Consider the following 23,564-nt stretch of genomic DNA (forward strand, 5'->3'; position numbering starts at 1 on the left):
CCGGCGAGACTGACGTCAACGGTTGATCACATGCGCCCTCTCCGCGCGCGGCCATCATCGCAGCTATAGCCCGGCCCTCGCGCCGGGCTTTTTCATGCCCGGAGCGCACTATGGAATGGAACGGCTTCGTCGGCGCGGCCACTCGGCTCGCCGATATCGACCTGCCGCGCGTGGGCTACACGATCGGCGTCGGGGAGGATGAGGTCCACGCCATCCTCGATGTCGAGGCGGCGGGCTCTGGCTTCGACCGCGCAGGACGGCCGAAGATGCTGTTCGAGCCGCATGTGTTCTACCGCAACCTGTCGAGCGCGAAGCGCGCCGAGGCGGTCGGTCAGGGTCTCGCCTACAAGGTCTGGGGGACTCAACCCTATCCGGCTGACAGCTATCCGCGGCTGGAGAAGGCGCGGGCGATCGACGAGACGGCGGCGTTGCGCTCCGCATCCTGGGGCCTCGGCCAGATCCTCGGCGAGAACTTCGCCGCCGGCGGCTTCGACAGCCCGCAGGACATGGTGCGGGGCTTCATGGACGCCGAGGCGCGCCACCTCGAGGCAATTGTCGGCTTCCTCGTGGCCAACAAGCTCGACGACGATCTGCGGGCGCACGCCTGGGCGCCGCTCGCCCGCGGCTACAACGGGCCGGGCTATGCGAAGAACGGCTATGACACGAAGCTCGCGGCCGCCTTCGCCAAATGGGCGCGCATCCCCGACACGCCATTCTTCCCGTCGGCCGGACCGGGTTCGATCACGCTGCCGCGCACGCGCATCGGCCGCGGCTCGCGCGGGCCGCTGGTGACGCTCTGGCAGAACACGCTGGTCGCGGGCGGCTATCCTCTGCCGAGCGGTGTCGACGGCGCCTTCGGGGCGGAGACCGAGGCCGCGACGAAGAAGTGGCAGGCAGCGCACAAGCTGCTCGCCGATGGCGTCGTCGGGCCGAAGACGTGGGCGGCTGCGACGTGATTAAGGCAGTCGTGCTGGCCATTGCCACACTAACTCATCTCGTTCCATTGGTTGGCTCTGCTAAAGCCATCCCCTTTGATCGCCGCGGGGGGAGTTTCAATAGAAACTGGGGTGTTAGCGTAACGGTCCAATGCCCTCATAAGGTGGCCGGTCTTCAGCAAGAAACAAAACTTGGTCGTGTGATCCTCCTGAAAAATATCTCGATAACGCACAATGCCGATGATATACAGGCGCTCGTTGCTTCGTTGAAGTTCCAGGCAATCGTTTTTGGTAAGACAAGGGAACTCCTTGTTTACGATAAGCCTTTTTCCAGAACCCAGGATGCTGGAGCTTCCGGTTGCCGAGGCGCTTTCTCTATCTTCGGCAACCGAAAGTGTTCCGATGGGCGGATGGTGAGGCTTGATGGTGAGCAGGGTGCCACTACGAATGTACATGGCGGGGGTTTGCCCATTGTTCTCAATACGTATCTGCACCCGCATAACCTCGCGTTCTGGATTGAGAATGAGGGCTTTTTTTACGTCGACTGTAAGATACGCGCGCAGTTGGCGCTTACCCGTCGTCTCTGCAATTCGATTTGCTTGGTAGGCGAAATAAAGAGCTACCAGAACGCTGATAGTGCCAAGGCTGGCAAGAATGATCTGCGCCCAAGTCGGCGTTTTCATCCATTCTGCAACGTCGGCGCTGCGATCAGCTGCTTGTGCGGCTTGCCGCTGAGCCTGCAGGTTGGCCTCATCGTGTTTGTCGGTCTTTTGCTCGCGCTCACGAGCACTGCGCTGCTGATCTGCGGTCTCCATAATAATAACTGGAAGGCTAAAATTCTTTTTGGCTTCGGCGGCGCTCTTTTCATGCCCGGAGTGATCGTTTGTTATGCTTGGGCTTCTGGGCTGTTCCATTTCCCTGTTTGAAGGCTGAGCCAAAGCTATCGCGGTACACGATACTCCCAACCAGAGTACAAGAACTGAGAGTAAAGAGCGCTGAGACATTGCAGCAGCCACCGCGATGAGAACCTCCGTGCGAGGTTATTGCGGGTGTCCGGCTTTGTCTCGTTTCCCCGTGTGATGCTGGAAGCTTAAAACCGCGCCCGGCCGGCTGCCGGGCAATTTTCCTCCGGAGACATCCCATGAACCTGCTCTCACGGGCGGCCGCTCTCGGCCTGCTCGCGCTGTCGCTCGCCGCCTGCTCGGTCAGCGACGCGTCCACCACGACCGCCAAGACTTTCGACACGATCTGCGCGAGCGAGCCCGCGGTCTATGCCGCCTATGTGACGGTCGCGAGCATAAAGGGCGTCTCGGCGAAGAAGCTGCAGACCGCTGCCGCGGCGCACGCTGTCGTGTCTGGCCTCTGCGCCAGCCCGCCGGCCGATCTCGCGCAGGGCGTCGCGGCGGCGGCCACCGCCTACGCGACCATCATGGCGGCGCGCGCCGACGCCGCTCGTCAGGGAGCCTGAGCGATGGCGAAGATCACCAAGCCGAAGCTGCAGGACGTCGTGGAAAGCGCCGTCCGCAACCTCCCGCCCACCGCGGCGCCGGCGGAGGTCGCCAAGCGCGTCGTCACCGACCCAGCCATCGCGCCGGCTCTGAAGCCGGTCTCGCGGCTCGCGAGCGAGACGATCCAGGGCATCACGGCGGCCGGCGCGGCGCAGCTGCTGCAGATGACCGGGCTCGCGAAGAGCCTCGTCATTGCGGCCGGCTGGTTTGGCCAGACGTGGAATGCCGATGACGTGTCGACAGTCGCGACGACCGCGATCACGCTCATCGGCCTCGCCTGGGCTTGGTACGGGCGGGAGACCACGTCCCGGCCGCTCGGCTGAGGCGGCTGCGATGGCTGAGCTCTGGGCCGCGGCTCAGTCGTTCCTCGCATTCCTGTTCGACCGCCTTGGCGCGCCGGCGGCGCTGCTCGCCGTCGCGACCGCCTATCTGGCGTGGCGGCTCTACCGGGCTGAGAAGCGCAACGAGGCGCTCTCAGACCGACTGATCGCGCTCGGTGACCGATCGACCGACAAGTTGTCGAGCCTCGCGGGCGAACGCATGAACGCCGACCTCGCGCTTGCCAAGGCCCTCGAGGATCTGTCCGACCGTGTCGCAGGCCTCCCGAGGGGGCGCAGATGAGGTGGATCAGCCGAATGCTCGACCTTTGGCGCAGCCGCACCGAGCCGAAGGCCGCCCGCCGCGCGCGGGAGGCGCTTCAGGACGCCGATCATAAGGCGCGTGAGATCGACCGTATCGCCGGAGAGGTGAGCGCGGGCGGAGCGCGCCTGAACGCCGCCCTGAGGCGGTTTGAACTCGCGTTGCAGGGCAGGGGGCGTTGATGCAGGCGGAGTGGTCGTATTGGGTCTACGCGACCCTCAACAGCATGTTGCTGCTGACATGCGCGTTGTCTTGCGCGCTGTTCGCGTTCTGGAGCTGGGAGCTTCGTCGCTCGCCGCGGACGGACCTGTGGGCGATCCTGCCGCTCACGGTTTGGACGCACGCGGCGATCGCGATGATCCCCCTCCGATGGATCTGGCCGCGGGCGCTCGACCCCGCCTATGCGGTCTCGATGATCATCGCGGTGAACGCCGCGCAATCGTTCGATTCCTATGCGCTCACGCAGGCGCTGCTGCTGATCGCGGTCATGGCGAAGGTCGCGCTGGTGTGGATCGTGCGGGGCTCGCGAACGTCGCTACTCGTCGCGGTGTTCTGCTGGCTGACCGTGCTGTCGATCTGCGCGACCCGGTTTCACGCCGAGCAAATGGCCGCATTCTGCCGAGACGACCCCGGCAGCTGCGAGCCGCCCTGATGGGTCGCTCTGCTTCCTGTCAGCGCCCCGCGGCGGCCTCCGGGCTGTCGCGGGGCGCTCGCCGTTCAGGTAGTTACTGACGATAGTCGGCCCCTGGGGCCGCTCCGGTTGTTTTCGGACCTTTATTGGGCTCGATCTTCTGATCGCCGGAAGCAGCGCCTCCGCCTTGTGCAGCTGTCGGCTTCCCCTGCTGCTGAGCACCGACATCCTGAGGGCTGGTGGCGACGCCACCGACTGCGTTGTTCATGGCGCCCGTGGTCTTAGGCGTCGTCTTGTCGCCCCCTGGCTGAGCCGATCCGCTGTCCTGTGTCGAAGGCGCTTGGGGCTGCTTCTGCTCGGTGCCTTGTGCGTGCGCGATGCCGGATGCGAGCAGGACCGCAGCAGCGGATGCGAAGAAGGTACTCTTCATTCTCTGCCTCCCTTTGCAGTTTCACTACCAACAAGGGCTGGGCGTCGTTGTTCCCATGGAGCGTAACCGGACCGCTGGGAATTCGCCCTGGCTTATTGGTTTGCTGTGATCGCGCCCGTTGCGAGGAGAGCCATCTTTGCCGCCGTGGATGTCTCAGCCGGTTCTGGCAGCGCGCTCCGGCGACGCCTTTCGCCCTCTTGACCGGTCGAGCCTGACTAAGCGCGGAAGAACCCGCCGGTGGCGCGCCGGTCCTGGGCGGTGATCGCCGCCGCCTTCGTGGCGGGAGGCGTGCTCACCGGGATCGTAATCCTCGCGGCGCTGCCGCCCTGACCGCCCGAGCTTCCTATCTGATCAGCGCCCCGCGGCGGCCTCCGGGCTGTCGCGGGGCTTTTCGTCGTTTCAGCCCCAGCGAGCACGACGTTCCTCAGGGAGGCGGCGGCGTGGCTTCTGGCTCACTATCGCGATCGGCCAGTTCTATCAAAAGCCGATTGATATCAGCGTTCTCCGGTGATTCTCCCAAGTCGGCGAATTCCTTGCGGAGAACAGCGCCAATTTTCATGAGGGCGTCTCGGTCGATCTTCGGTTCATTAACCAGCGCCCCATCTCCTTGGGTTTTACTTCGGAAGCAACAGAACGCATGATCGTTCCGACAAAAACGGAATCTTCCCGAAGCTTCCGTTTGCTATCCCCGGCGCCACCAGATCAGCGCCGCGAGCGCGAGCGGCGCGATGATCGCGAAGGCGGTCGCGAGCACCAGCCGAGGGTCGTCGTCATGATCCCAGTGGCCGCGGCCGTCCTCACGCATCGCCTCTTGTTCGCATTTCGTTCTCATGGAATCCATCTTCCCTGAAGATGGAGCTGAGCCATGACGGACGCCGCAGAGCGGCTTGAAGACGAGAGCTTAGGCACGCGGGAGGCCGCCGTCGACGGCGCGATTCGGGCGGCCGGCGGTGACCCGCGCGCGGCGATCTGGGCGCTGCTGGTGCAGCTCGCCGAGGGGGAGGAGGCGAGGGCGACGGCGCACAGCCGGATATCGCTGGGCTATCTGCGCGGGTGCCAGCCGCTGCGGCGGCTCCCGTGACCGTTGAGACGCTTGGGGAAGCCTGGCGCGCCGGCTGGCGCGTGAAGGCGCGCTGCGCTCACGGAAGGCGCGACGGGATGAAGTCGATCCGGGAGTGCCATCGCGAATACGAGCTCGATATGGAGACGCTGGTGTGGACGCGCGGCGCAGGGCTGCCGTTGAGCGATCTCGCCGGCCGGCTGCGGTGCCCGGCCTGCCGGTCGCTAAAGGTCGCAGTGGCCTTCGTGCCGCCGCCGATCAGCGACGAAGGCAGCGGTCGCGCGCTCTCGCCACGCGAGGATATGGCGGCGCTGCCGCACCGAGTGGAGCTCTATCGTGCCGGCGGGAGCCTCGACCGCATGATCGCTGCTTCAGCGGACAGCGACATCGCGCGCGCCGCCTTCCATGCCGCGGTCAAGGTGGTGAAGCTGGAGGAGGGTTGTCAGCTCGTGCTGAGGCGGTTTGGGCAGATGGTCGCGCAGCATCCGGAGCCCGAGACCGGGACGGACGCTCCGGAGGCCGTGAACGCGGAGATCAAAAGTGTTCGCGCTCATCTGGCAGCGGGCCGCAAGCGTCGCTGGAAATAGCCGCTCAAGCTCACGCAGAAGCTTTCCCGGGGCCAGCCTCAACGCCGGATAAGGACAACCCCCGCGATCAGCAGCACGACCCCGATCAATCGCGGGAGATCGACGGGGCGTTCCGCCAGACCGAGCCAGCCGAAGTGATCGAAGGCGATGGAGGCCAGCATCTGTCCTGCCACCAGCAGGGCAATGAAGGTTGCTGCGCCGATCGACGGGATGAGCAGGATCGCGAGCGCGATGAAAATCGCGCCGAAGAGCCCTCCGCTCCACGCCCACCACGGTATCCGCGCCGCTTCTGCCATCGATGGCAGCGGGTCACGTAAGACCAGCGCGAAAATCGCCATGCAAAGGAGGCCTACGAAATAGCTCATGAAGCCGGACCACGCAGCCGAGTTGAGTGCGGTCCGAAGGTTCGTGTTCAGAGCCTGCTGAATAACGATGCTCGCGCCAGCCGCCGCAGCGAGGAACATCGGAAGGGCGACCTTGAGCATCTCGAGGCTCCGGATTTCGTGCAGACTTCCAAGCGTCGGCTTAGATCGAGCAAATTTGGGCTCTCGCTTCCTGCCACGAGTCGGCTTGCTGTGGGACGCTCTCGAGCGGTCAGACAACGCGGAAGTGTCGAAAACGGCGAACCCTGATCGTTGCGAAGCTCCACAGTCGCGCGGCAGACTGCTCCGATGTGCAACCTCTACAGAGTCACCAAGGGCCAGGCGGCGATCCGCGAGCTGACGAAGGCGCTCGTCGACCGCACGGGCAACCTGCCGCCGATGCCGGGGATCTTTCCGGACTACCCGGCACCAATCGTCCGCAACTCGAATGAGGGACGCGAGCTCGTGCTTGCCCGCTGGGGCATGCCTTCGTCGAGCCGCGCGCTGTTCGAGGCCACGAAGAAGCGCGCCGCGGCCCTCGAGAAGAAGGGCCAGGCCGTCGACTTCCAGGCGCTGCTGAAGGCCGAGCCGGACATCGGCACGACGAACATCCGCAACGTCGCCTCTCAGCACTGGCGCCGTTGGCTTGGGCCGGCGAACCGCTGCGTCGTGCCGATGACGAGCTTCTCCGAATATGAGCGCGGGCCGGACGGCAAGATGCAGCCCGTATGGTTCGCGCTCGACGAGAGCCGGCCGCTCTGCGTGTTCGCCGGGATCTGGACCAGCTGGACCTGCGTCCGGAAGAAGTCCGAGGGCGAGGTCACCTGCGACGTCTACGGCTTCCTCACCACGGAGCCGAACGCAGTCGTGGCGCCGATTCACCCGAAGGCGATGCCGGTGATACTCACCACGTCGGAGGAGATCGACGTCTGGATACGCGCGCCCTGGGATGAGGCGAAGGCGCTGCAGCGGCCGCTGCCGGACGATGCGCTCGTGATCGTTGCGCGCGGGGGGAAGGTGGATGGCCTCCGGGACGCGGCCTAAGCGAAGAGGCGGCGCCACGTCAAAAAGTGCTACAGACGCCGAGCCGAGACAGGCTATGTGAACTTCATCCGGTGGACGAGAGCAGCGCCATGGCCGCGGCCGACAAGGCATTCACGGGCTCCATCGCCGAGACATACGAAGAGCATCTCGTCCCCCTGATCTTCCAATCCTACGCGTGGGATATGGCCGAGCGCCTCAGGAGGATCGGGCCGACGGACGTGCTCGAGACTGCGGCGGGCACGGGCGTCGTCACTCGTGCGATCGCCTCGGTCGATCCGGCCCCCGCTCGTTTAGTCGTGACCGATCTCAATCAGGCGATGCTGGACGTAGCGCGGTCCTCGCTTGCGAAGAATGCCCGTATCGAATGGAGGCAGGCCGACGCTTTGGCGCTGCCCTTCCGGGACGACAGCTTCGACGCCGTGGTCTGCCAGTTCGGCCTGATGTTCTTCCCCGACAAGGCCCAAGGCTTCAGGGAAGCGCGCCGCGTACTTAGACAGACCGGCAAATTCCTGTTCAGCGTATGGGATTGCCTGTCCGCGAACGAGTTCGCCGCCGCGGTGACGGAGGCGCTGGCGCAGATGTTTCCGCACGATCCGCCGCGATTTCTGCCGCGCACGCCGCACGGATACCACGACGTCGACGCCATCCGTCGCGAGACGCTTTCGGCTGGCTTCTCAGATGTCGAAATCGACATCGTCGAGGGCGTCAGCAGATGCGCATCGAGTCGCGAGGCGGCCATCGCCTACTGCCAAGGCACCCCGCTCCGGAACGAGATACTCGCCCGCGATCCCTCCGGGCTGGAGCGGGCGACCCAGCATGCCGCCGAAGCGCTGGAGCGGAGGTTCGGAGAGGGCCCCATAGAGGGGCGGATCCAGGCGATCGTCTTTGCCGCGATACACTGAGCGGACACCCGCCGATTGCGCGCGTGAAGGGAAGGGAGTCGGTCAGCTCAGTGCTCCGGCACGCCCTTTAGCGATGGATGCCGCAGCCCGCCGCTCGGCGTGCGGCCGCGGAACTCCACCTGGACCATGACGAGTTCGCCGGCGTCCAGCCGGCGGCGGAAGTCCCGGCTTGAAGCGGCGGTAAGGCCGGATCCGACTGACCCGGCCGGAACGCCGTCCAGGTCGGCCAGCTTCAGCGACCTGACCCCGCTCCTCGCGTCGGGATCGTAGCCGGTGACGACGAACGTGCCGGTCTGGGTGCATTTGATCTTGAGCCAGGTCGTGCTGGGCCCCGAACGATAGGTAGCCTCCCGCACCTTCGCCACGATGCCCTCCAGCCCGAGCTCGCACGCGGCGCGATAGACCGACGGCCCGTCGTCAAGAACGTGCTCGCTGAACCGCAACGCGTTCGGTCCATAGAGCAGCATGTCCTCGAGCAGCAGGCGGCGCTCGTCGAGCGGCAGCTCGCGCAGGTCGTCGCCGTTCAGATGCAGCAGGTCGAAGGCGTAGAGGAAGGCGCGCGGCGCGCTCTTGGCCGCCAGCGCCGCATGCAGCGCGAAGAAGTCGGTGACGCCGTCCGGTCCTTCCATGACGGCCTCGCCCTCGATCACGGCGGAAGAGACCGGCAGCTGCTCGAGCGCGGCGACGATCGCGGGCATACGCTGCGCCCAGTCGAAGCCGTTCTTCGTGAAGATCCGGACTTGGCCGCCGTTGACGTGGCACTGCGCCCGGTAGCCGTCGTGCTTGATCTCGAACTGCCAGCGGGAGCCGCTCGGCGCCTTCAGCCGCAGCGTTGGCTTGCAGGGCGGGATGAACTCGGTCCGGAAGAGCTCCGCCTGGCGCGGGTCGCGCCGGGCGATGAGCGGGCGGCTGGCGACGGCCTCGCTCTGCGGCTCCGCGGAGCGCTTGATCGTGCGGGGCGGGCGCGGCGGCTTTGCCATGCCCGAAAAACTCGCCGACAGAACTTAAAATGGCGTGGATCGATCTTCCGATTGCAGTCGACGCCGAGCGCCCGTTAAGGTCGAAACAGGCCGGGAGCACTTCGGCCCGTTTCGGGGGAAACCATGCGTTCTATTGTTATCGCGGCCGCAGGGCTCGCATTGGCGGCGTGCGCCAAATCGCCGGACAGCATCGCGCCGTCTTATGTGAGCGAAGTCAGCTATCAGGGCTACACCTGCGGCCAGCTCGCCGACGAAAGCCTGCGCCTAAATTCAGCGCTCGCGACGGCTTCGGTTCAGCAGGAAAAGGCGCGGACGAATGATACGGTCGGCGTGATCCTGATCGGCCTTCCGGTCTCCTCGCTCAGCGGCGACAACATCGCGCCGGAAATCGGACGGCTGAAGGGTGAACAAGAAGCGGTCCGCAAGGCGTCCATGATCAAGCGCTGCTCAGCGGCGCCAGCGCCAACGCCGGCCGCTAAGTCGGCGAAGACATCCTAGCCTCGCTCTATGTGATCCCTGCCTCGATATCGTCGAGCAGCGACAGCGCGGTCATGTACTTGGCGAGCCGCTCACGGTCCTTCTCCGTGATTTCCCCGAGGCGGCTGGTGTCCATGTTGTCGTGGAGATCAGCACGCTTCACCACTCGGCCGATCGGGTCGCGCGCTGCGCGTGCGACGAACTCCAGATAATCCTCGCCCTCGCGGCGCGTCATCGCGTCCACGCCGGAGAGAACAGCTTCGCTGAAGCCTTCCGCGCGCAGCCTCTCGATCGTCCAGTCGCTGTCCTCGACCACGTCGTGCAGGACGGCCACAATTCGCGCGTCGCTCCCGAGAGGAAGCGTGAACGCCACCCGCATGGGGTGCATGATGTAGTCGGCGCCGGCACTGTCCTTTTGGCCGGCATGCGCCTCCTTCGCGATCTCGATCGCGCGCTCCAGCGTGCTCATTGGCTCTCTCCGCACCAGGTCGGCCGATCCGCTTTCGTCAGCTTTGGCCAGGGCTTGGCATGCCCCTCGCGGACAAGCTGCGCGCCGACGTCCTTGCCGTCCACCAGCAGCACCGCGACCGTCCGGCCGTAGCGATCTGCGCCCTTCCGCACGACGGAAAGGGCGTCCGCAGTATGGACGCCCTTCAGCAGAGCAGCCAGCCTGTCGCGCGCAGCCTCGGCGCGGAACAGCTCGAGCGGACACTTCGCCTTGCCGAGCTCCGAGGCGTCGATCGGGCCGGCCTCCGAGCGAAGGCGGATGCGCTCGCCGGCGATCACCACCGTGTCGCCGTCGATTATGCGGACCGATTCCCTCGGTGCCTGGTCACCGCCCCCTTCGCTAAGATGCTCTTGGCTCAGAGGCCGATTTCCTCCGCGTGAAGACACCGCCTCTTTTGCATAATCGCTGAACACGCTCGGCGGCTCCTGAGCGAGCGCGGGCGAGGCGAACAAGGCGAAGAGCAACGCGACTCTGATCATGGCCACATCATCCCCGATCTTTCGCTGGAGCGCATCCGCCGGCGATCTGGCCGAGCTCTCGAACGCAGGAACCAGGGCGCGAATCCGGCGTTTCGTTGGCCATTTCGTTGGCCAAGCTCGGCGCCGCGCATTCGCGCGCGGCGCTAAGTACTTGGAGTGTAATGGTGGGCCCGGCAGGACTCGAACCTGCAACCAGACCGTTATGAGCGGTCGGCTCTAACCATTGAGCTACAGGCCCCCGCGCCCACGCATACGCTGATTGGATCGGGTTTGTCATCGGGCTCGATCACCGCTGATGGTCGGCTTGACGGCGTCGGCGGCGGCCCGGATGGTCTCGCTCACGTCTTGGGGTCCGCGTCTCGCATGCCCGCAGTCTCAGCCGAACGCCGCCGCGAGATCGAGCGCGGCTTCCTTGTCGCTCTCGCGCGCGCTGTCGGCGGAGCGATCGTGTTCGTTCTGCCCGTCCTGATGACAATGGAGATGTGGCAGCTCGGCGGCAGCATGGAGCCGGGCCGCCTCATGCTGCTGCTGCTCGCGGTCCTGCCGCTGCTCGTGGGTCTATCGCATTACATCGGTTTCCAGGAGACGGAGACCTGGCTCGACGACGTGCGCGACGCTCTGGTGGCGCTGCTCGTCGGCTTCGTGACCTCGACCGCAGTGCTCGTGCTGTTCGGCGTGATCACCTTCTCGCAGTCACTTGACGAGGTTCTCGGAGCGATCGTGATCCAGGCCGTGCCGGCGAGTTTCGGGGCGGTCATCGCGCAGGGGCAACTCGGCCAGGGGGACGAAGCCAACCGCAGCCGGAACCGCCGCGCCGGCTATCTGGGCGATCTGCTGTTCCTCGCCGCAGGCGCCGTGTTCCTGTGCTTCAACATCGCCCCGACCGAGGAGGTCGATCTGATCGCCGCCTCCATGACGCCGTTCCACGCAGTGGCGCTGGTGGCGCTGTCGGTCATCTCGATGCACGCCATCGTCTACTCGGTGCAGTTCCGCGGCCAAGCCGCGCTGCGTCCCGAGGGACTCGGCTTCTTCAGCCTGTTCGTCTGCTACACGCTGGCGGGCTACGCGGTCGCGCTGCTCGTCTGCGCCGGCATGCTGTGGGATTTCGGCCGGCTCGAAGGGCTCGGGCCGGAAGCGGCGCTGCGCCTCGTCGTCGTGCTCGGCTTCCCGGCGTCGATCGGCGCCGCCTTCGCCCGGCTGATCGTCGGAGGACAGAGTTGATGGCCCAGGGCCGCGCGCGGGAGAAGACGCAGGATGACGGAAGGCGCGACGCGCCGCCGCCGCGGGCCGTCGGGCGGCTGGAGTGGGCGGTGGGCGCGTTGGGCGCGCTAGTGACGTTGGGCGTCCTTGGCCTGCTCGGCCATGAGGCGCTGACCTACCATCCGGCGGCGCCTGCGCTGACCAGCCGCGTGACCGGCGTGACGAAAACCGAATCCGGCTATGTGGTGAGCTTCGAGACCGAGAACCTCGGCCCTTCGACCGCCGCCGAGGTCGTCATCCGCGCCACCCTGAAGAGGGGCGATCAGGTCGCCGAAGAGGCGGAGGCCACGTTCGACTACGTGCCGCGCCACTCGACCCGCAAGGCTGGCTTTGTCCTCAGGGAGGATCCGGCGGCCGGCGAACTGGAACTTGCCCCGATCTCCTATCGTGAGCCGTAGATGACGTCTTCCGAAAGCCCCATCCAAAGCCGCAAGATCGCCGAGGCCGCCCGCCTGCTGATCGACGCGCGGCGTGCGCGTCAGCCGATCCAGGCTCCGCCGTCGGAGCTTGCGCCGGCGGACGACGCGGAAGCCTGGGCGATACACGAGGCGGTCGTGGCCAGCTTCGGCCCCGTCGTGGCCTGGAAGACCGGCGCGCCATCGCCTGAGGCCGAGCCCGGAATGGGGCTGATCACCGCCGACACGCTGAAGGCAAGCCCGGCGGCCGTGCCGGCGGACGCCTTCGTGCTCGGCGCCGTGGAGGCCGAGATCGCCGTCACGCTCGCGCGGGACCTGGGGCCAAGGCCCGAACCCTATTCGGCGGACGAGGTGCTTGACGCGGTCGCGACATGGCACGCGGCGATCGAGGTTCTGGACACCGCCTTCGCCGACTGGGCGGCGACCCCCGCGCTGTGGAAGATTGCAGACCGGCAGAGCCACGGGCTGCTCGTGCTTGGCGCCGGGGTGACAGAGCGGCCGAAGATCCCCCTCGCGCGGCTGCCTGTGAGGCTGACCATCAATGGCGAGACCGCCTTCGCCCATGAGGGCGGCAACAGCGGCGGAGATCCGGCCCGCCTGCTCACGCATCTCGCGAACGCCCGGCGCGCGACCGACCGGCCGCTGCTTAAGGGCGACGTCGTGACGACCGGCTCGACGACGCCGTTCCGGCGCGCCACGCCAGGGCAGAGCGTGCGAGCGAGCTTCGAAGGGCTGCCGGACGCCGAGCTGACGATCGCTGCGGCCTGAACGGATTCGGCGCTCTATGCGCGGCTCCTGAATGAATATTCATGGAACGGTTGCGGTGCATACCCGTTTAGTTGCGCCGCAATACCTAGTCGGTCGCCGTCCTGGCGGGGTTTCACGCGAATAGCCGTTCCGATGGAACCCTTTGAGACCATCAGTCATTGACGCGCCATCTTCCGCGGTTATTTGGCCTCCCTTGGGGTGAGGCGACGCGCTAGCCGCAGACCGGCGCGCGTTTGGATACGAAGCAAGGATGATCATGAAGACGACGAGATTTCTTCTGCTCGCCGGGACCGTTCTGCCGGTCGTCGCCCTGGCCGCGCCGAGCTTCGCGCAGGCGCCTGTCTCGGGCGCGCCGATCGTCCTGGCGCAGGGGCTGAACCCCGAAGCTCCCGGCGGCGACAGCGACCGCAAGGGGCGCAACAAGTCCGATGACGGCGGTCGGCCCGACCGCGGCGAGCGTTCCAAGCCGGACCGAGGCGACGCGGGGGGCGGCGCAAGCGACAGCAGCGACCGGCCTTCGAAGCGCAAGGACTCTCAGGGCGACTCGATGCGCGAGCAGATGCGCGAGCCCAAGGCCGATGCGCCCGATTCCCGCATCGAGCGTAAGAAGGGCGCGTCGGATCAGGACCAGAGCGACAGGCCGGGCCGCGCCAAGCCCGACATGTTCCGGCCCGACAAGTCCGGCGGCGACGCCAGCCAGACCGACAAGTCCGACGCCAAGCGCGAGAAGAAGGAACGCGCGAAGGATGCGCGCGACAAGAGCGACGACGCCAAGGGCGCCGGCGACTCCGCGACGGACGGCAAGGGCAGGGACGCCACTGGCCGGGACGGCCTGGATCGCAAGGATCGATCGCAGGATCTTCGCGACAGGGCGAAGGACAAGACCGACGCCGACAAGGCCGGCGGCGACGCCGATCGCAAAGAGCGGCTTCAAGACCTTCGCGACGGCAAGGACAAAGACGACTCGGACAAGGACAAGACCGGTCGCGATGCGACCGATCGCAAGGAGCGTCTGCAGGATCTGCGCGACAAGCGCGATGATCGCGGCTCGGACGCCGATCGGGACCGCCCGGGCGCCGGAGACAACGACAAGGACCGCGACCGGCGCGATCGTCTTCAGGATCTTAGGGACGGACGGGATGGCGACCGCCCGGGCGCGCGCGACGACCGTGATCGTGCAGGCGACCGTGACCGGCGCGACGGCGACCGCGACGCTCGCGACCGACGCGACGGCGATCGCGACGCCCGCGACCGGCGTGACGACGATCGCAACGCCAGCCCGGAGAGGCGCCGCGAGCGCTTCGAGGAGCGGCTGCGCGACCGCCGGGACGATCGGGACGACCGTGACGCCCGCGACCGTCGCGAACGCCGCATCGACGATCTCCGCTCCGAGCGTCGCGAGCGTCGCGAGGGCGACCGCGTGATCATCACCGAGCCCGGCGGGCGCACGATCATCCGTGAGAACGGCCGCACCGTGATCCGTCGTGATGAGGGCGAGCGCTTCCGCTATGGCGCGCGCGACGTTCGCGAGGAACGCCGCGGTGGGGAGATCCGGCACATCGTCGAGCGCCCAGACGGCTCGCAGGTGATCACCGTCACCGACGAGGACGGTCGGCTGATCCGGCGCGTGCGGCGTTATCGCGGCGAGGAGTATGTGCTGATCGACAACCGGCCGCGGGGCGCCCGCACCGGCGTGTTCGTGAACCTCGATCTGGCCCCGCCTCAGGTCAGCATCCCGCGCGAGCGCTACATCGTCGACGCCGACAGCGCGTCCTACGACCAGATCGAGGAGGCGTTCCAGGCGCCGCCGGTCGAGCGGCTGGAGCGTAGCTACTCGCTGGACGAAATCCGGCAGAACGCGCCGCTGCGCGAGCGCGTCCGCAGCGTCGATCTGGATACGATCACCTTCGACACGGGTTCCTGGGACGTGCGCGACGACCAGATCAAGAAGCTCGAGAATGTCGGGCTCGCGATGGAGGACGCCGTGAAGAAGAACCCCAAGACCGTCTTCATGGTCGAGGGCCACACTGACGCGGTCGGCGCTGACGATGACAACCTGTCGCTGTCCGACCGGCGCGCTGAATCGGTCGCCGAAATCCTCACCAAGTACTTCGACATCCCGGCCGAGAATCTGACGACCCAGGGTTATGGCGAGCAGTACCTCAAGGTGAAGACCGAAGGCCCGGAGGAGCGCAACCGGCGCGTCACCGTGCGGAACATCACGCCTCTGCTGAGCAGCGGGAACAACTGATCCGCAGACTCGGATGTTGAGAAGGGCGCGGGCGCTTCGGCTCCCGCGCCCTTCTTCTATCCGGGCGCCGTTGGCGGCAGGCCTCGTCGCGCTACCTCACCGCGAGGAGCGGGATGAGGGAGCCGACGGATGGCAGCGATAGACGTGGGATCGGCCGCTGCGAGCGAGCCGAGCCTCGACCGCTCCGTCGGGCTCTGGCAGGTGACGCTTTATGGCCTCGGCAGCATGCTGGGGGCGGGCATCTACGGCCTCGTCGGCCAGGCGGCGAAGGATCTCGGCAGCGCGATCTGGATCGGTTTCGTGGTCAGCATGATCGCCGCGATGCTGACCGGGCTGTCCTACGCCAACATCGTCTCGCGGCACCCCAAGGCGGGCGGGGCGGCCTATGTGACGCAACGCGCCTATGGCGCGCCGCTGCTGAGCTACGTGGTCGGCCTCGCGGTGGTGTGCTCGGGCCTGACTTCGATCGCGACCCAGTCCAACGTCGTCGCGGGCGGTCTGCAACAGCTTTTCGGCGGCGCCTTTCTCCCGACCTGGATGCTGGCGCTGGGCTTCCTGCTGCTGGTCGCGGGGCTGCTGTTCCGCGGCATCAGGGAATCGATGTGGGCCAACGTCGTTTGCACCATCGTGGAGGCCGGAGGGCTGATTCTCGTGGTGCTGGTCGGCTTCAGCTATTGGGGAACGAACAGCCTGCTCGAATTTCCGCCCGAGAAGACCGGCGACGCCGGCGCCGCCGGATTGGCGCTGCTGGTGATGCAGGGCGCGGTTCTCACCTTCTTCTCCTTCATCGGCTTCGAGGACATGCTGAACGTCTCCGAGGAGGTGAAGCGGCCGAGCCGCAACATGCCGCTAGCCATCGTGTTCGCGATGCTGGCCGCGACCGTGATCTACATGGCGATCGCGATAACCGCGGTGTCGGTGATGCACTGGAGCGAACTCGCGGGCACGGAGGGGCTGGCTCTGGTCGCGGTCGTCGAGAAGGCCGCGCCCTGGCTGCCGCCGGTGCTGTTCACGGCGATCAGCATCTTCGCCGTCTCCAACACCGCGCTGGTCAACTGGATCATGGGTTCCCGCCTGCTCTACGGCATGTCCAAGCAGGGGCTGATGCCGGCGGCGCTTGGCCGGGTGCATCCGACCCGCCGGACCCCGCATGTCGCGATCTTCGCGCTGCTGGTGGTGGTGGCGGCGCTTGCGATGATCGGCGACATCAAGGAGCTCGCTTCGGCGACCGTGCTGCTGCTGCTCAGCGTGTTCACCGTGGTCAACATCGCGCTCGTCGTGCTCAAGCGCCGACCGAGCGAGGCGCCTGGCGGCTTTGAAGTCCCGATCTTCGTGCCGATCCTTGGGGCTGCGGTCTGCGCGGCGCTGATCCTGGTGCGGCTCGGCCAGGGGAGCTGGACCGCGCCTGCGATCGCGGTTGGTCTGCTGCTGGCGATCGCCGCGCTCTATTTCATCACGGGCGCTGGACGCGACCAGACCCGGCTGCAGCGCTTCATCGAGCAGGACGAGGCCGCGGCGCAGGCGTGACGCGGAGCTCCGGTTCATGAAAATCGCGCTGGTGATCAACAGGTCGTCCGGAGCGCTTCTCGGGCTGACCGACGCGCCCGGCGATCTCGAGCGGAAGCTCGCCGAAGCCGGGTTTGAGGTCGGCGCCGTGCTCGACGGCGACGCCAGCGACCTCTCCGCCCGGATCGAGCGCGCGAGCCGCCTGCCGGTCGATGCGGTGATCACCGCCGGCGGCGATGGCACGATCATGACCGCCGCCCAGGCGCTCGCCGGAACCGGCAAGGCGCTGGGGCCGCTGCCGCTCGGCACCATGAACCTGCTCGCCCGCGACCTCGGCATCCCGATCGACCTCGACGAGGCGATCGCCGCGCTCGCCACCGCCGATCGCGTCCCGATCGATATGGGCGACGTCAACGGCCACGTCTTCCTGTGCAATTCCATGCTGGGCGTGCCCGCGCGTCTGGCGGAGCGCCGTGAGCGCTCTCGCGAGGACATGGGGCTGACCGGGTGGTGGCGGCTCGCTGCGGCGGGGCTGAAAGGCCTCTACCGCTATCCCCCGCTGCGCGTCGGCCTCGATCTCGGGCACGGGCCGGTGACCATCCGGTCGAAGGCGATCGTGGTCGCCAACAACGCCTATGACGAGGGCTTCGGGCATTTTCTCAGCCGCTCCAGCCTCGACCGCGGGGAGCTCGCGCTCTACGTCACGCGCCGGCTCAGCGCCTGGCCGATCATCCGGATCTCGGCGCGGATCGCGATCGGAAGCTGGAAACAGGATCCCGATCTGGAGACTTATGGGGTGAGGGAGCTCACCGTGACGAGCCGGCGAAAACTCCTGCGGGTGATGAACGACGGAGAGACGATGCTGCTGAAGCCTCCGCTGCTTTACCGCACCCGACCTAAGGCGCTGCTGGCGCTGCGTCCGCGCAGCGGCCAGGCCGCGCCTGCGGAGGCGGCCGCGTGACCCGGATCGTGCATCTTTCGGACCTGCATTTCGACCGCGTCGACCGGCGCGTTGTCGACGCCCTCCGCGACGAGATCAACGCCGATCCGCCCGACCTGATCGCGGTCTCCGGCGACCTCACGCAGCGCGCCTATCGCCACGAGTATCGCTCGTCGGGAGCCTTTCTGCGCAGCCTCAACGCGCCCGTGCTGGCCGTGCCGGGCAATCACGACATCACCTATCTGAACATGCTCGAGCGCTTCCTCGATCCCTATCGGCGGTGGCGCCGGTTTGTGTCGCGGGACATCGAGCCGATCTGGCGGGACGAGACGGTCGCCGTCGTCGGGCTCAACACGGCGCGCCGCTTCACGCTCGGCTTCGACTGGTCGAAGGGCCGCTACGGCGTCGGCCAGCTGCGGAAGTTCAGGAAACGCGTCCAGGAGCTGCCGCCCAACCTGTTCCGGATTGTCGTTGCCCACCATCCGCTGCACCCGCCCGAGACGGAGCCCGAACTCGCCATTGTGGGCCGCGCGGAGCGGGCGCTCGCCTGCTTCCAGAAGCTGCGGATCGGGCTCGTTCTGTCGGGTCACCTGCACCGCGACTACGTCCATACCCATTCGGTGGAAGCTGACGACGAGACCCGCATGGTGATCGTGCAGGCGTCCACCGCGACCTCGACGCGCCTGAGGGGCGAGCCCAACGCCTATCACAGGCTGACGATCGACCCGTCCGGCGAGGTGGTGATCGAAGTCCGCGCCTGGGACGGCGAGCGCTGGCGCGAAGCGCCCGCCCGTGAGCAGGGCGCCCGGCTGCGGCTGCCGTCGGTCGAGGCGCCCTCGGTCGCCGCCGAAGCCGAGGAGCCGACGCCAGTTAGAGCGGAGCCTTAGTCATCGGCTAGTTGATCAGCGCTCCGTCGCACATTGCGTTACGGCCCGCGATCCGCCATTTGGAGGTAAATCCTCCCTGTCGGCGCAGGCGACGCGACGAAGGCGGCGGCGCCGTCTCCGCGAAAGGTGCGGCGCGGGAGGCCGCAGCATCCGGGCGCCGCCCGCTCACGCCGACCAGAGCCGAATGACCGATCTCGCTGTCTCGACCGCCGCCACAACCCCGCTCGCCCGTCAGGTCGAACGGCGGCGCACCTTTGCGATCATTTCCCACCCGGACGCCGGGAAGACGACGCTGACGGAAAAGCTGCTGATGTTCGGCGGCGCCATCCAGCTCGCGGGTCAGGTGCGCGCCAAGGGCGAGCGCCGCCGCACGCGGTCGGACTGGATGAACATCGAGCGCGAGCGCGGCATTTCGGTCGTCACCTCGGTGATGACCTTCGAGTACCGCGACTGCGTGTTCAATCTGCTCGACACGCCGGGCCATGAGGACTTCTCGGAAGACACCTACCGGACGCTGACGGCGGTCGATTCTGCCGTGATGGTGATCGACGCCGCCAAGGGCATCGAGGAGCGCACCCGCAAGCTGTTCGAGGTCTGTCGCTTGCGCGACATCCCGATCGTGACCTTCGTCAACAAGATGGACCGCGAGAGCCGCGATCCGTTCGAGATTCTTGACGAGATCGAGAGCACGCTCGCGCTCGACGTCGCGCCGCTGACGTGGCCGATTGGCCGCGGCCGTGACTTCGCGGGAACCTATGAGCTCCAGTCCGGCCGCATCCGGCTGGTTGACACCGGCGACACCGTGTCGGGCACGGGCATGGAGGCCCTGAAGGGCCTCGTCTCGGCCGACCGGCTCGCCGAGGTCACAGAGGAGCTCGAGCTTGCGGCCGGCGCTCTCAAGCCGTTCGATCTGGCCTCGTTCCGCGAGGGCCACCAGACCCCGGTGTTCTTCGGCTCCGCGCTCAGGAATTTCGGCGTTCGCGACCTGCTCGACGGCCTCGCCGATCTTGCGCCGGGCCCTCAGGGCCTCGACAGCGACAAGAGACCGGTGTCGCCCGCCGAGGAGCGGATGACGGCCTTCGTCTTCAAGGTCCAGGCCAACATGGACCCCAACCATCGCGATCGCATCGCTTTCGTCAGGCTTTGCTCAGGCAAGCTCAGACGCGGGATGAAGGTGCTTCAGACCCGCACGGCCAAGACCATCGGGCTTCACGCGCCGCAGTTCTTCTTCGCGCAGGATCGCGCGCTCGCCGAAGAGGCCTATGCGGGCGACGTGGTCGGCATTCCGAACCACGGCCTCTTGCGGATCGGCGACACGCTGACCGAGGGCGAGGACATCTCCTTCCTCGGCGTGCCGAGCTTCGCGCCCGAGATCCTGCGCCGGGTGCGGCTCGAAGACGCCATGAAGGCGAAGAAGCTGAAGCAGGCGCTGCAGGAGCTCGCGGAGGAGGGCGTCGTGCAGGTGTTCCGGCCGCTCGACGGCTCGCCGGCGCTGGTCGGCGTCGTCGGGCCGCTTCAGCTCGACGTGCTGACGGGTCGCCTGGCGGCCGAGTACGGGCTGGAGGTCGGCTTTGAGCAGAGCCAGTACGCGCTCGCCCGCTGGATTTCGGGGCCGGACAAGGACCTGCAGGAGTTCCTCAACGCCAATCGCGGCAACGTCGCCGAGGACCTCGACGGCGACCCTGTGCTGCTGGCGGGCAGCGCGTTCCAGATGACCCGCGCCAAAGAGCGCTGGGAGAAGGTGGCGTTCACCGACGTCAAGGACGTGAGAAAGCTCGCGGCGTAAGGCCGCTTACGGCTCACGCCGCCTCGCATTCCTTCACGCCCTCGAAGCAGGGGCGACGCTTGGCGAGTTCGACGGCCACATAGTCCATGAAGGCGCGCACGCGCGCGCTCGACCGCAGGTCCGGATGGGTCAGGATCCATAGGCCCGGCGGCTGCTGGCCGGGCGGATCGTAGAGCCGGACGAGGTTCGGGAACCGGTTGCCGATGAAACAGGGCAGGGGTCCGACTCCGACCCCGGCCCCGATCGCCTCCGCCATGCCGAGCACGGTCGAGAGGCGGTAGACCACCTTGTGCTCGCCCACGACGTCGCGCAGCCAGCGCTGCAGCGGCGCGAGGATGTCGCCGGGGCCGATCCAGGGCAGGTCGTCGAGCTCCTCGATGGTCGAGACGGGCTTCAGCGGCGACGGGCCATAGACGGCCCAGAAGACGCCTGCGAGCCGGCGGCCGACGAGCGTCTCAGGCGGCGAGGCCGTCACCCGCAGCGCGATGTCGGCGTCGCGCTTCGACAGGTTCAGCACCGCGTTGCCGACGACGATGTCGAGCGTGATCTCCGGATAGGCTTTGCGGAAGCCGGCGAGCACATCCGTCAGGGCGTGGATCAGCAGCGTGTCATTGGTCGTGACGCGCAGCTCGCCGGTGGGGGCCAGGTCCTGTCCCGAAACGCGCCGTTCGAAGGCGATGATGTCGTCCGCCATGCGGGCGGCGATTCCGGCCATTTCCTCGCCGGCCGGCGTCAGGCCGTAACCCGCGCGGCCGCGCTCGAACAGCCGCGCGCCGAGCCTGTCCTCCAGGGCGCCGAGCCGGCGGAACACCGTCGAGGCGTTGACGCCGAGGAATTCAGCGGCGCCGGCGAGGGAGCGCCGTTCCGAGATCGCCTTCACAAGGCGGAAATCGTCCCAAGCAAGCATGAAGGGAGTGGCCCTGAAGATTGCGCGATTGCGCGCGTGCAAGCGATCTAGCCCAATCTGCGACGAAAGTCATTGGCGCGACCACGACGCGCGCCGGCGTCAGTAACGGCCGAACCGGAGGCCCGGCGCAGGTCGCTCCTCCACCACCTCGCGGCGGAAGCGATAGAGCTTGGCCGGGCGGCCGCCTGTCGCGGTCTCGGCCGCGCCGGTCGGCTCCACCAGCGCCGCGCTTTCGACCAGTCGGCGGAAGTTCTGCTTGTGAAGCTTGCGGCCGGCGATCGCCTCGACCGTCTGCTGCAGGGCCGTCAAGGTGAACCGCGGCGGCATCAGCTCGAACACCACCGGCCGGTATTTGAGCTTGCCGCGCAGGCGGCCCATCGCGGTGGCCAGAATCCGGCGGTGGTCCGCCTGCATCGGCTCGCCGAGGCGGGGCAGTTCGCCGCGCGCAAGCGCCGCCGGCCGGCCGTCGCGCTGGGCCTCCTCCACCAGTCCTGCCTCGTAGAGAAGCTCGTAGCGGTCGAGCACCTTTTCCTCGTCCCAGGGCGCGCCGTCGAAGCCGAAGCAGAGCCGCGCCCGGACGAGTCGCGGAAGATCGCGGCCGGTCTCGGCCTCGGGCGCTTCCGCGGTCCAGCGGCTGAGGGCGGGAAGGATTTCGGCGTCGAGCACCTCCGGCCTGCGCCGCCGCCAGTCCTCCCAGGGGAAAAAGCCGTACCACGGCCTGAAGGCCGCTCCGGCGGCCGCCAGGGCGGAGCCGTCGCGCGGCCGCCGCGTCAGCGCGAGGTAGCCGATCGAGACCGTGTGCGGGCCGACCTCGTCCGGGCCCGCGACGCGGCCGCGGTCGCCGAACGTATAGAGCTGCTCGACATAGCCGAGCTCGAGGGCGGTCTGCTCGGCGACCGAGGCGCGGAGGGCGATCTCGAGCGTCCGGCGCCGGCGCGGATCGAACGGGCCGGCGGGCAGCGAAGCCAGACGGTCGTGCGCGCGCGCCACGAGGATCTCGGGCGCGTCCCGCTCCACCGCGACCACCGCGGCGGACAGGTCGATGCCGATGGTCACGCCTTCGCTCACGGCGTGGCGGCCGGAGCGAGCGTGAACGGCGCGCCTTCGAAAGCGTCCTCGCCGCGGCCTATGGCGGCGATCGCCGCCGCCATCCGGCCTTGTCGGCCAAGGGCGTCGTCGGCCAGCCGCACGATCAGGCGGTTCGGCGTCGCCATCGGGCTCGCGCGCCGCAACGCGGCCGCGAGGTCCCGCTCGTCCCGTGACGGCTCACGGGCGCAGGCGATCGCGAACGCCATCGCGGTCGAACGGCTGATGCCGGCGTAGCAATGCACCACGATGGGGTCAGGCCCGGCCGCGAAGGCAAGCGCCTCGGCGACATGGTTATCGCAAGGGTGCACGTGCCCGGTCGTGGGCTCGACGATGTCGTGGAACCGCAGCGTCAGGTGATCTTCCGGCGCGATTCCGGGAAGCCTCGGGGCCGCCATCTCGAGCGACAGCAGCGAGAGCACGCGCCGCGCGCGAGCGGCCACGATGGTTTCAGCGAGCCTGGAGAGCGGACAAACGGCGATCACGGCGCAAGCCTAGTCCGGGCCGCCGCGCCGGAACATGGCGACCATCGGCGTGGGTCGCGGCCCCTGCGGAGAACCCGCGCGTCAGGGCAGAAGCGCATGGAACCGGTCGAGGAAGCGCGCCTCGGCGTCAGCCGCCGGCCATGGCGTCAGGTCCACATTGGCGGGCGCGCCTTCCGGCCTTCCGAAGAATCTCCGCGCCTCCTCGATGGAGAAGCCGGCGAGCCGCGTGGCTTCAAGGAAGGCGGCGGTCGCGTCGGCCCGCTTCAGCAGTTTCAGCGTGGGCGGAGGAGCTTCCGGCGGCAGCCCGAAGCGCAGATGCACGACGGCCATCAACCGCTTCTCGACGGCCTTGTACTCGCCGCCCAGGACCGCCTTGAACGGGCTGATCATGTCGCCGATGACGTATTCGGCCGCGTCGTGCAGCAGGACGGTCAACAAGGCGCGCGCGTCCGCGTCCGGAGCGAGGCGCCGCGCGATCTCCTCCACCAGCAGCGAGTGCTGCGCGACCGAGAAGATGTGCTCGCCGGCGGTCTGGCCGTTCCAGCGAGCGACGCGGGCGAGGCCATGGGCGACGTCGGCGATCTCGACGTCGAGCGGCGAGGGATCGAGCAGGTCGAGCCGTCGGCCGGACAGCATGCGCTGCCACGCCCGGGGCGGCGCGGGGCTCTTGCGCGAAGCGGCTGAGGAGGGGGAAAGCTTATCTGCCATATTGGTCTTACGAACAGCGGCC

At 67.5% G+C, this 23,564-nt stretch carries 31 protein-coding genes and 1 tRNA gene; 19 read left to right on the forward strand and 13 right to left on the reverse strand.

Annotation, left to right across the window (positions count from 1 at the left end):
• Nucleotides 1–110: 110 nt before the first annotated feature.
• Entirely contained in the window at nt 111–956 is an 846-nt protein-coding gene (locus VM780_RS09530; RefSeq protein WP_325447040.1) for an N-acetylmuramidase domain-containing protein, read from the forward strand.
• Nucleotides 957–985: 29 nt separating this feature from the next.
• Here VM780_RS09530 and VM780_RS09535 read toward each other — a convergent pair whose 3' ends face one another.
• Nucleotides 986–1,849 (reverse strand): hypothetical protein, encoded by an 864-nt coding sequence (locus VM780_RS09535; RefSeq protein WP_325447041.1) that lies wholly within the window; start codon nt 1,847–1,849, stop codon nt 986–988.
• Nucleotides 1,850–2,076: 227 nt separating this feature from the next.
• Here VM780_RS09535 and VM780_RS09540 point away from each other — a divergent pair, with 227 nt between their 5' ends.
• Genes VM780_RS09540 through VM780_RS09560 form a run of 5 tightly spaced genes read left to right on the forward strand, consistent with a single transcriptional unit; the run spans nt 2,077 to nt 3,734 of the window.
• On the forward strand, nt 2,077–2,403 hold the full coding sequence (locus VM780_RS09540) for a hypothetical protein (protein WP_325447042.1): 327 nt from the start codon (nt 2,077–2,079) through the stop codon (nt 2,401–2,403).
• Nucleotides 2,404–2,406: 3 nt separating this feature from the next.
• Complete coding sequence (locus tag VM780_RS09545) at nt 2,407–2,766, forward strand: hypothetical protein (RefSeq protein ID WP_325447043.1); 360 nt, start codon at nt 2,407–2,409, stop codon at nt 2,764–2,766.
• Between the two features lie 10 nt (nt 2,767–2,776).
• Entirely contained in the window at nt 2,777–3,064 is a 288-nt protein-coding gene (locus VM780_RS09550) for a hypothetical protein (RefSeq protein ID WP_325447044.1), read from the forward strand.
• Entirely contained in the window at nt 3,061–3,264 is a 204-nt protein-coding gene (locus VM780_RS09555; protein WP_325447045.1) for a hypothetical protein, read from the forward strand. Before VM780_RS09550 ends, VM780_RS09555 begins: the two co-directional genes overlap by 4 nt.
• The gene (locus VM780_RS09560) at nt 3,264–3,734 is read left to right on the forward strand and encodes a hypothetical protein (protein ID WP_325447046.1); all 471 of its coding nucleotides are present in this window, start codon (nt 3,264–3,266) and stop codon (nt 3,732–3,734) included. Before VM780_RS09555 ends, VM780_RS09560 begins: the two co-directional genes overlap by 1 nt.
• Before the next feature lie 73 nt (nt 3,735–3,807).
• Here the strand turns inward: VM780_RS09560 and VM780_RS09565 are convergent, their stop codons facing one another.
• From VM780_RS09565 to VM780_RS09575, 3 genes are all read right to left on the reverse strand, one after another.
• Complete coding sequence (locus VM780_RS09565; protein ID WP_325447047.1) at nt 3,808–4,143, reverse strand: hypothetical protein; 336 nt, start codon at nt 4,141–4,143, stop codon at nt 3,808–3,810.
• A gap of 424 nt (nt 4,144–4,567) precedes the next feature.
• A complete protein-coding gene (locus VM780_RS09570) occupies nt 4,568–4,702 on the reverse strand; it encodes a hypothetical protein (RefSeq protein ID WP_325447048.1) in 135 nt (44 codons plus the stop codon).
• Between the two features lie 123 nt (nt 4,703–4,825).
• Nucleotides 4,826–4,975 carry a hypothetical protein gene (locus VM780_RS09575; RefSeq protein ID WP_325447049.1) on the reverse strand — a complete coding sequence of 50 codons (150 nt, stop codon included), beginning with the start codon at nt 4,973–4,975 and terminating at the stop codon, nt 4,826–4,828.
• Between the two features lie 33 nt (nt 4,976–5,008).
• Here VM780_RS09575 and VM780_RS09580 point away from each other — a divergent pair, with 33 nt between their 5' ends.
• Both VM780_RS09580 and VM780_RS09585 read left to right on the forward strand, forming a co-directional pair.
• Nucleotides 5,009–5,224 (forward strand): hypothetical protein, encoded by a 216-nt coding sequence (locus VM780_RS09580; protein WP_325447050.1) that lies wholly within the window; start codon nt 5,009–5,011, stop codon nt 5,222–5,224.
• The gene (locus VM780_RS09585) at nt 5,221–5,790 is read left to right on the forward strand and encodes a hypothetical protein (protein ID WP_325447051.1); all 570 of its coding nucleotides are present in this window, start codon (nt 5,221–5,223) and stop codon (nt 5,788–5,790) included. The genes VM780_RS09580 and VM780_RS09585 overlap by 4 nt, the downstream gene beginning before the upstream one ends.
• 38 nt (nt 5,791–5,828) lie before the next feature.
• On the opposite strand, the gene VM780_RS09590 is transcribed toward VM780_RS09585, so the two are convergent.
• Nucleotides 5,829–6,275, reverse strand: a complete 447-nt coding sequence (locus VM780_RS09590) for a DMT family transporter (protein ID WP_325447052.1) — start codon at nt 6,273–6,275, stop codon at nt 5,829–5,831.
• A 186-nt stretch (nt 6,276–6,461) separates the two neighbouring features.
• Here VM780_RS09590 and VM780_RS09595 point away from each other — a divergent pair, with 186 nt between their 5' ends.
• Entirely contained in the window at nt 6,462–7,196 is a 735-nt protein-coding gene (locus VM780_RS09595) for an SOS response-associated peptidase (protein WP_325447053.1), read from the forward strand.
• An 89-nt stretch (nt 7,197–7,285) separates the two neighbouring features.
• The gene (locus VM780_RS09600; protein ID WP_325447054.1) at nt 7,286–8,098 is read left to right on the forward strand and encodes a class I SAM-dependent methyltransferase; all 813 of its coding nucleotides are present in this window, start codon (nt 7,286–7,288) and stop codon (nt 8,096–8,098) included.
• Between the two features lie 47 nt (nt 8,099–8,145).
• Here the strand turns inward: VM780_RS09600 and VM780_RS09605 are convergent, their stop codons facing one another.
• Nucleotides 8,146–9,078, reverse strand: coding sequence for an ATP-dependent DNA ligase (locus VM780_RS09605; RefSeq protein ID WP_325447055.1), 933 nt, complete (start codon nt 9,076–9,078; stop codon nt 8,146–8,148).
• A gap of 123 nt (nt 9,079–9,201) precedes the next feature.
• Here VM780_RS09605 and VM780_RS09610 point away from each other — a divergent pair, with 123 nt between their 5' ends.
• Complete coding sequence (locus VM780_RS09610) at nt 9,202–9,576, forward strand: hypothetical protein (RefSeq protein WP_325447056.1); 375 nt, start codon at nt 9,202–9,204, stop codon at nt 9,574–9,576.
• 7 nt (nt 9,577–9,583) lie between these two features.
• Here the strand turns inward: VM780_RS09610 and VM780_RS09615 are convergent, their stop codons facing one another.
• The 3 genes from VM780_RS09615 to VM780_RS09625 form a co-directional block, all read right to left on the reverse strand.
• The gene (locus VM780_RS09615) at nt 9,584–10,024 is read right to left on the reverse strand and encodes an HD domain-containing protein (protein ID WP_325447057.1); all 441 of its coding nucleotides are present in this window, start codon (nt 10,022–10,024) and stop codon (nt 9,584–9,586) included.
• The gene (locus tag VM780_RS09620) at nt 10,021–10,344 is read right to left on the reverse strand and encodes a thermonuclease family protein (protein ID WP_325447058.1); all 324 of its coding nucleotides are present in this window, start codon (nt 10,342–10,344) and stop codon (nt 10,021–10,023) included. Before VM780_RS09620 ends, VM780_RS09615 begins: the two co-directional genes overlap by 4 nt.
• Before the next feature lie 360 nt (nt 10,345–10,704).
• Nucleotides 10,705–10,780: transfer RNA gene (locus tag VM780_RS09625), tRNA-Ile, on the reverse strand.
• 125 nt (nt 10,781–10,905) lie between these two features.
• On the opposite strand from VM780_RS09625, the gene VM780_RS09630 reads away from it, so the two are divergent.
• From VM780_RS09630 to VM780_RS09665, 8 genes are all read left to right on the forward strand, one after another.
• The gene (locus VM780_RS09630) at nt 10,906–11,763 is read left to right on the forward strand and encodes a TIGR02587 family membrane protein (protein WP_325447059.1); all 858 of its coding nucleotides are present in this window, start codon (nt 10,906–10,908) and stop codon (nt 11,761–11,763) included.
• Complete coding sequence (locus tag VM780_RS09635; RefSeq protein WP_325447060.1) at nt 11,763–12,200, forward strand: TIGR02588 family protein; 438 nt, start codon at nt 11,763–11,765, stop codon at nt 12,198–12,200. Before VM780_RS09630 ends, VM780_RS09635 begins: the two co-directional genes overlap by 1 nt.
• Nucleotides 12,201–12,986 carry a 2-keto-4-pentenoate hydratase gene (locus VM780_RS09640; protein ID WP_325447061.1) on the forward strand — a complete coding sequence of 262 codons (786 nt, stop codon included), beginning with the start codon at nt 12,201–12,203 and terminating at the stop codon, nt 12,984–12,986.
• A 256-nt stretch (nt 12,987–13,242) separates the two neighbouring features.
• Nucleotides 13,243–15,237, forward strand: coding sequence for an OmpA family protein (locus VM780_RS09645; protein ID WP_325447062.1), 1,995 nt, complete (start codon nt 13,243–13,245; stop codon nt 15,235–15,237).
• 129 nt (nt 15,238–15,366) lie between these two features.
• Complete coding sequence (locus tag VM780_RS09650; protein ID WP_325447063.1) at nt 15,367–16,764, forward strand: APC family permease; 1,398 nt, start codon at nt 15,367–15,369, stop codon at nt 16,762–16,764.
• A 16-nt stretch (nt 16,765–16,780) separates the two neighbouring features.
• Complete coding sequence (locus VM780_RS09655) at nt 16,781–17,704, forward strand: diacylglycerol/lipid kinase family protein (protein ID WP_325447064.1); 924 nt, start codon at nt 16,781–16,783, stop codon at nt 17,702–17,704.
• Nucleotides 17,701–18,570: a metallophosphoesterase gene (locus tag VM780_RS09660; RefSeq protein ID WP_325447065.1), complete on the forward strand. Its 870-nt coding sequence runs from the start codon at nt 17,701–17,703 to the stop codon at nt 18,568–18,570. The genes VM780_RS09655 and VM780_RS09660 overlap by 4 nt, the downstream gene beginning before the upstream one ends.
• A 184-nt stretch (nt 18,571–18,754) precedes the next feature.
• On the forward strand, nt 18,755–20,356 hold the full coding sequence (locus VM780_RS09665; protein WP_325447066.1) for a peptide chain release factor 3: 1,602 nt from the start codon (nt 18,755–18,757) through the stop codon (nt 20,354–20,356).
• A gap of 13 nt (nt 20,357–20,369) precedes the next feature.
• Here VM780_RS09665 and VM780_RS09670 read toward each other — a convergent pair whose 3' ends face one another.
• From VM780_RS09670 to VM780_RS09685, 4 genes are all read right to left on the reverse strand, one after another.
• Nucleotides 20,370–21,263 (reverse strand): LysR family transcriptional regulator, encoded by an 894-nt coding sequence (locus VM780_RS09670; RefSeq protein ID WP_325447067.1) that lies wholly within the window; start codon nt 21,261–21,263, stop codon nt 20,370–20,372.
• 99 nt (nt 21,264–21,362) lie between these two features.
• Nucleotides 21,363–22,319, reverse strand: coding sequence for an NUDIX hydrolase (locus VM780_RS09675; RefSeq protein WP_414652808.1), 957 nt, complete (start codon nt 22,317–22,319; stop codon nt 21,363–21,365).
• An 8-nt stretch (nt 22,320–22,327) separates the two neighbouring features.
• A complete protein-coding gene (locus VM780_RS09680) occupies nt 22,328–22,834 on the reverse strand; it encodes a protein tyrosine phosphatase (RefSeq protein ID WP_325447069.1) in 507 nt (168 codons plus the stop codon).
• A gap of 81 nt (nt 22,835–22,915) precedes the next feature.
• Nucleotides 22,916–23,470, reverse strand: coding sequence for an HD family hydrolase (locus tag VM780_RS09685; protein ID WP_325447070.1), 555 nt, complete (start codon nt 23,468–23,470; stop codon nt 22,916–22,918).
• Between the last annotated feature and the right edge of the window lie 94 nt (nt 23,471–23,564).

It is taken from the genome of Hansschlegelia sp. (genome assembly GCF_035538955.1).
Taxonomy (GTDB): Bacteria; Pseudomonadota; Alphaproteobacteria; order Rhizobiales; family Methylopilaceae; genus Methylopila.